This is a genomic window from Clostridium polynesiense (genome assembly GCF_000820705.1).
Lineage (GTDB): Bacteria > Bacillota > Clostridia > Clostridiales > Clostridiaceae > Clostridium_AA > Clostridium_AA polynesiense.
This window is the reverse complement of the sequence record NZ_CCXI01000038.1, coordinates 1-6,891: the sequence shown is the minus strand read 5'-3', so window position 1 is coordinate 6,891 and position 6,891 is coordinate 1. Positions and strand designations below refer to the sequence as shown.

The 6,891-nt window shown below is 37.9% G+C and carries 3 protein-coding genes and 1 pseudogene; 1 reads left to right on the top strand and 3 read right to left on the bottom strand.

The window, feature by feature from the left end:
• Nucleotides 1–71: 71 nt before the first annotated feature.
• The 3 genes and pseudogenes from hydA to ssnA all read right to left on the bottom strand — a co-directional run bounded on the left by hydA (nucleotide 72) and on the right by ssnA (nucleotide 5,832).
• Nucleotides 72–1,445, bottom strand: coding sequence for a dihydropyrimidinase (gene hydA / locus TA89_RS03995; protein ID WP_040211049.1), 1,374 nt, complete (start codon nucleotides 1,443–1,445; stop codon nucleotides 72–74).
• A gap of 18 nt (nucleotides 1,446–1,463) precedes the next feature.
• Nucleotides 1,464–4,464, bottom strand: a pseudogene (ygfK, locus tag TA89_RS19250) (putative selenate reductase subunit YgfK).
• Nucleotides 4,465–4,500: 36 nt separating this feature from the next.
• Nucleotides 4,501–5,832, bottom strand: coding sequence for a putative aminohydrolase SsnA (gene ssnA / locus TA89_RS03980; RefSeq protein ID WP_040211046.1), 1,332 nt, complete (start codon nucleotides 5,830–5,832; stop codon nucleotides 4,501–4,503).
• A gap of 272 nt (nucleotides 5,833–6,104) precedes the next feature.
• Here ssnA and TA89_RS03975 point away from each other — a divergent pair.
• Nucleotides 6,105–6,891, top strand: a 787-nt coding sequence (locus tag TA89_RS03975; protein ID WP_040211044.1) for a diaminopropionate ammonia-lyase, incomplete at its 3' end; no start/stop codon positions are given.

The following is a 6,891-nucleotide window of genomic DNA, read 5'->3' as shown; positions in this document are numbered from 1 at the left end:
AATCCTCTCTCAAAAAGGTAATAAGTTTTTTATCCTGAGAGGTCTGTACTATATTTCCATTTACTATAAAGCTAATCATCAGCTTCACCTCTCTTTATATACCTACCATAATTCTCCTTTACTATTCTTCCTTCATCTACCACCAGAGTACCTCTTAAAAAAACCTTTTCAGCTCTTCCCAGTGTTTTAAATCCTTCATAAGGAGTATAATCCACCTTTTGTATTTGATTTGTACTTGATATATTTCCCTGATAGTTTTCATCCCATATCACTATATCCCCATAGCTTCCCACCTCAAGAGCACCTTTTAAAGGGTACATAGAAAATAATTTAGCAGGCATTTCACTTAATAGACTGCACATCTGTTCCTTAGTAATTCGTCCTTCCATAACTCCATAGGTATACATTAGTACAGGCCTATGCTCAACTCCGGGTATACCATTGGGTATTTTACTGAAATCCTTGAAGCCTAAGGTTTTTTGACTATGAAAATTAAAGCTGCAGTGATCCGTTCCAATCATATCTATATCCCCTTCGGATAATGCCCTCCACAAGCTTTCGCAGTCTTCTTTTTTTCTTAGAGGAGGAGAAAGCACATATTTTGCTCCTTCAAAGTTCTCCAGAAAATACAGTTTATCTTGTAAAAGGAGATACTGAGGGCAGGTTTCAACGTATACCTTCTGTCCTCTTCTCCTTGCCTTAATTACTTCCTCCAGTGCTTCCTTTGTACTTAAATGGACTATATATATAGGAGCATCTGCTAAATATGCAATGTCTATAAATCTTGATACCGCTTCTGCTTCTACAATATTGGGTCTGGATAGAGGATGACCTTTGGGAGAGGTATTTCCTCTCTTTATCTGCTCTCTGATCATGGTGTTTACTAAATCTCCGTTTTCACAGTGAACCCCTAAAAGTCCTCCATATTCTTTTAATGCTTTTAATATGTCGTAAATCTCTCCGTCACTGATTCTTAAATTATCATAAGCCATGTATGCCTTATAGGAGGTTATCCCCTGATCCTTCATCTTACCAAGCTCACTTTTTACCTCCTCATTCCAGTGAGTTATAGCCATATGAAAGCCATAATCACAGCTGGAAATTCCCTTAGAGAGGTTATGCCAATTACCCACCGCTTCCTTTAAGGATTCTCCTCTGTTTTGAGTAGCAAAATCAAGTATTGTGGTGGTACCTCCCTTAATTGCCGCCGCTGTACCGGTTTTAAAATTATCTGAGGTTTTGGTATAGCCGGTATCTAAATCCAGATGGGTATGAGAATCTATAAAGCCGGGAAACACTAAACGGCCTTCTGCGTTGATTATTTCAGCATTATCATCCTTTAAATCTAATCCTATTTCCTCGATCTTCTCTCCCTTGATTTTAATATCCGAAATATAGCTTTTCCTTGGAGTTACAATGGTTCCGCCTTTTATGATAATTGACATTTACCCACCTCCTTAACTTTAAATCATATAGCTGTAATCCTTAATTATGCTTGTAATAATATCTTCAATCCCGTTCGGTAATAAGCTATGATTTTCCTCGAGGCTTACATCAAAAACCTTTTCCTCTAATCTTACTTTTATAAGCATTTTCTCCCTATCCATAACTATAAAACCGATGTTTTTGCTTTCCTCAAAGTCCTTTATACTGCTGAAAAGGGTGAGCTTTTCCTTGTAAGGAACACTGCTGTAGGGACAGAAGGTTTCACAGTTTCCGCATTCATTGCACAGCCTATCTATATGAACTATCTGAGGCATTACATTTCTTTTAACTACAACTGAAGCATTTGCACGATTTGGGCAAACCTCTGCACAGGCTTCACATAAGGTAGAGCACTGAAGGCACCTTTCACCTTCCTTTTCACCCTTTATTGCCATCTTCAATATTCCCCGCTTTGCTTCAGCAGCTTTTATATTCTTCTCATTATTCTTTAATAGGGAGGATGGCTTATTAATTTTTCCTTTTTAAATACAGCTTCTGCAAACCTTTTGGCATCTGCCATTCCCTGAACCACTGTGGCAGGTCCCCTCAGTCCGTCACCTGCTACAAAGACATTCTCAATATTAGTTTCTAAGGTATTAAAATCCACTAAAGGCTTTGAATTTTTATCCACTGCAATATTATTTTTCACATAAATACCGCTGTCTATTTTTTCACCTATAGCAGAGATTACAGAATCTGCTTTTAAGCTTATTATTTCTCCTGTAGGAATCGGAGCTCTCCTTCCGCTTTCATCCGCCTCGCCAAGCTTCATTACCTCACAGATTAATTGACCTTCCTTAATTTCCTTAGGAGATAAAAGCTCCTTAAGCTCAATCCCTTCCTTAAGGGCATGCTGTAATTCCTCAAACTCCGCAGGCATATATTCTTTTGTCCTTCTGTATACCATATATACCTTTTCTACACTCTTCAGCCTCTTAGCCGCTCTTGCTGCATCTACCGCAGTATTTCCTCCCCCTATAATTGCAACATTCCTTCCAAGGTCTATGGTACTGGATTTATCCTTAAGCCCTTCTAAAAAGCTGATTACCTTAATAACCTCTCCCCCAGGAATATCAAGGCAGCCTTCCTTCCATGCACCTACTGCAATAAGTACATATTTGTAACCCTGTTTCTTTAATTTCTCTATGGAAGTTTCCTCAGAGTTTAATTTTATTTTTATCCCCAGGAGCTCCATAAGCTTTATATCCTTCTCAATGCTTTCTTCAGGGATTCTAAAATCCGGAATAATATGCTTAACTATTCCTCCTAAGGAGCTTCTCTTTTCAAATATGGTGGTATCAATTCCTGCTCTTGCAAGGTAATGTGCTGCTGCAATCCCTGTAGTGCCTCCTCCGATTATTGCAGCCTTTACCTTTGCTCCCTCTTCCGCTTTGAAACCCTTTACAACCTCTTCATAGCCCTTTTCTGCCGCCAGAAGCTTTAGCCCTCTTATATCCACCGCTTCCTCACAGAAGTTTCTGCTGCAGGCAGGCATGCAGGGATGACTGCAGATAGTTCCTGTTATAAATGGTAGAGGATTTTTTCAAGTATTATCTTTAATGCTTCATTATATTTACCCTTTTCTATTTGAGATATATATTCCGGTATATCCTGAGATATAGGACATCCCACCTGACAGCCGGCAATAAAGCAATCAGTAAGTGGTACTTTTTCCTTTGTCTTCCTTACCCCCTTTGCCTTGGGATGCTTTATATGATGGTAATTTATAAGAGAGTCTTCCTTCAGAGCCTGTAGCTTTTCATTATCTATAATAAATCCTTCTGTATATTCTAAATCTCTTAACTCCTCAGCAATTTGAAGGCATCTAGTGTATCCTCCTATTTTAAGAAGGGTGGTCGCTATGGTTACCGGCCAAATTCCCGCTTCAACTATTTTCTTTATATTAAATGCATCAGCTCCCCCGGAAAAGGAAATTTTAAGACTCCCTTGAAAATCTTCAGACAATCTGCTGGCAAGAGCTATAGAAAGAGGGTATAAAGCTTTTCCGGACATGTACATCTCTTCTCCTGGAAGCTCTTTATTTTTTATTTTAACCGGGAAGGTGTTGGTTAATTTTACCCCAAAGCTTAAGCCTCTTTCCTCTGCTAAGGCCTGAAGCTCCTTAAACATTTTAATGGCATTGGGATACTGCAGATCATTATTAAAATGAAATTCATCGAAGGAAACATAATCATATCCCATAGTGTCAAGGGTATTTCTTGCAAATTCATAACCAAGGAGTGTTGGGTTGCATTTTACAAAGGTATTCAATCCTTTTTCAGTTATCAGGTAAGCAGCGATACGCTGTATTTCTTCTGCAGGACAACCATGGAGGGTAGATAAGGTTATGGAGCTGCTTATTTTAGGTGATATACCTCTTACATAATCCTTGTCCAAATTTTTAAAGCTGTTTATATTATCCATAGTATAGCTCATACATTCCTTCCATATATCACAGCCTTCTGCATCCTTAAGCCCCATGATAAATGAATCAATCTTCTCCGAGGTAATCCCTTTAAAATCATAGCCCACACTCATATTAAATATAAATCCATCTGGACTTCCAAGCTCCAGCTCCTTAGATAAAAGCTTAAGGGCAAACCATGCTTTCACATATTCTTCAAAAGCCTGAGGAACTCTAAGTTCTGTAGACCACTCCACATTATATCCTTCATCCTCGGCATTGATGCAGGGCTTTGCTACAGGAAGGTCTTCGCCGTCAAGGGTTTGTACCGTTTTTAATTCAAAGAATCTGCATCCTGAAAGATACGCAGCAACTATATTCTGGGCAAGCTGTGTATGAGGTCCCGCCGCAATTCCAAATGGAGCTTCAAGTTCTTCTCCAAAAAGACTCCTGACGTTACTGCCGTTATTTTTAAAGAACCTGCTTATTCCGAATATTTTACCCTGAACTTTATTTTCTTCTATTATCCATTCCATTAACTCCTCAAAGGAAAGGGGAGTCATTTTATCGCTCATAGATAATTCCTCCTATATTACTTATATTTATAATTATTATCCGTTTATTCTTCTCCATAGCTTTTCAGACAGCTCTCTTGATCTAGCCATAATCCTCTCTGTATCTACCACTAATATCTCTCTGTTTTTCATAAGGATTTTACCGTTTATAATGGTACTTTTTACGGATCCTCCCCCTACTCCAAATAAGATATGAGAATTTATGTTATTGCTGTTTAGAGGTGTTAGAGGATCGTATTCAGCGATAATAACATCTGCATAAGCTCCTTTTTCTATGACCCCTAAAGGCTTTTCAAAAAATCTCTCTGCAATTATCCTGTTATTTTTAAAGAGCATAGAAGGTACTTCCTCCCAGGCAGCATTTGGGTTTCCGCTGTTATGTTTATGAAGTACATTTGCTACCTTCATAGATTCAAACATATCGCTGGTATATCCGTCAGTGCCAAGTCCAAGGACTACTCCCTTTTTAAAAAGCTCTAACACAGGAGGACATCCCACTGCATTGCCCATGTTAGATTCAGGATTATGCACTGCCATAGTATTTGTATCTTTAAGCAGTTCCATTTCACCGCTGTTAATATGAGTGCAGTGTATTGCCAGAGTTTTCTCTCCTAATATATTAAAGTCAAAAAGCCTCTTTACTATCGGTTTATCAAAGTTTTTCAAGCAGTGCTGCACATCCTCCATCCCTTCTGCCACATGAATGTGGTAACCGCCCTGGTAGGGTATATTTTCCGCACAATACTCAAGGGTCTTATCGCTTAGGGTAAAGGAGGCATGAAGTCCCATCATACCCTTCTGCATATCAGAGCTGTCTCTTTTGGCATAATGCATAAAATTCACATTTTCCTTTACAGCGTCTCTCATCTTACCTTCCCCATCTCTATCGGAAACCTCATAACAAAGACAGGTACGAACACCAAGCTCCTTTGCTCCCTGAGAAATTTCAAAGAGGCTTCCTTCAACGCTTCCATAGCTGGCATGATGATCAAAAACAGTGGTAACACCGTTTTTGATACAATCAATATAAGTAGCATAAGCACTGTATCTTGTATCCTCTAAAAATAAAAGCCTATCTATCCTCCACCACATGCCTTCAAGGATGTCACTAAAGTTTTCAGGGCTGTAATTATTAATTGAGAGTCCTCTGGCAAAAGCACTGTAAATATGATGATGAGGATTAATTGAGCCTGGCATTATAAGTCCCTTATCAGCATCTAAAAATTCTTCTGCCGCATGTTTTTTCTTCATTTCCTCCGTGAAGCCTATATCCACAATAATATTTCCTTCAATGCATAAGCAGCCATCTTCAATAATTGAATTATTATCATCTCTTGTAATAATTTTTCCATTACCCACTAATATCATAGTGTCCCTCCTCAATCACAATTGAAACTTATAAAAATTTATGGAAATAAAAAAAATTATTTGCCAATATTTTCTATTTATATTCTACCATTAATTTCCTATTACCGTCAATTTATGATAATCTAAATTTAATTACAAAATATTTGTAATATTAAAAAATCTTTTTAATTTTCATTGATTTTGAAAAATTATGTTGATATACTAAATTTATAACTTACCATTTTTTAACAAATATAATTTGATTTGTAGTATAAAAATTTAGGAGGATTCTTATGAATCAGATTAAGTGGGTGCATAATCATATGCCCAAAACTGACAATAGCTTTATTCAAATAATGAGAACAGAAAATATTTCTAAAGCCATTGCTTTCCACAAAAGCTTTCCCCAATACAAAAGAACACCTTTACACAGTCTTAGTAATATGGCTTCCTTCCTTGGTGTACAAAATATATACGTAAAAGATGAATCCTATAGGTTCGGGTTAAATGCCTTTAAGGTTTTAGGAGGCTCCTATGCTATGGGCTGTTATATTGCAAAAAAGTTAGGTAAGGATGTATCTGAGCTTTCTTACGAAACCCTCATATCCAAGGAACTTACAAAGGAACTGGGGGAAATAACCTTTTTCACCGCAACAGACGGCAACCATGGCAGAGGCATAGCCTGGGCAGCAAATAAATTAAATCAAAAAGCTGTTATTTATATGCCTAGAGGCTCCTCAGAAGTCAGGCTGGAAAACATAAAAAAAGAAGGCGCTGATGCCTTTATAAAGGATGCAAATTATGATGAATGTGTGAGAATAGCTATAGATTCTTCACTTAAGGTTCCAAATTCCGTAGTAATTCAAGACACCGCCTGGGAGGGTTATGAAGAAATACCTTCTTGGATTATGCAGGGATATGGCACTATGGCTGCAGAAGCAGAGGCGCAGCTTCGTGAGTATAAATCCGGAGCTCCGACTCATATCTTTATTCAAGCCGGTGTAGGATCACTTGCCGGTGCAGTACAGGGTTATTTTGCAAATATTTATAAAGAAAATCCCCCTACAGTTATAGTAGTGG